This is a genomic window from Micromonospora sp. DT4, assembly GCF_049841675.1.
Taxonomy (GTDB): domain Bacteria; phylum Actinomycetota; class Actinomycetes; order Mycobacteriales; family Micromonosporaceae; genus Micromonospora.
The window spans coordinates 1-426 of sequence record NZ_JBNCKT010000402.1; the positions used below are offsets into that span (position 1 = coordinate 1).

1 pseudogene is annotated in these 426 nt (G+C 77.2%); it reads right to left on the minus strand.

The window, feature by feature from the left end:
* Window positions 1-84: 84 nt before the first annotated feature.
* A pseudogene (locus ACLQ24_RS30310) lies at window positions 85-426 on the minus strand (SAF domain-containing protein); the annotation flags it as partial.

The following is a 426-nucleotide window of genomic DNA, read 5'->3' on the forward strand; positions in this document are numbered from 1 at the left end:
GTCGACTCCGACGACCGCGCCTAGCCCGTCGATCACCGCACGCCCCAGGCCATGCTGGCCGTCCGGCCGTAACAGCCTCACGTCTCACTGGGACGGGCCGAGCTGCACCAGCGACACGTCCCCCGGGGCCGCCGCGACCGCTTCCGCCGCGTCCGCGGCGAGCAGCACCGTCACCAACTGCGTGCCCACCTGGTCCGCGCCCGCCGCCACGGACACGACCGTGGCCACCGCCCGGCGCACACTGTTGTTCTGCTGCGGCGCCTGCTGCCCGCCCCCCGCAGGCGGGGCGACCAGCACCACCACCCGCGACCCGGCGGTCAGGCTCGTCGGGGCCCGGCCCGGCTTGACCGGCACCGCGATCACCGCCTGCCCCGCCGCAGGCCACGCCGCCGGCCCGACCTGCGCCGACACCAGCAGGCTCCCTGC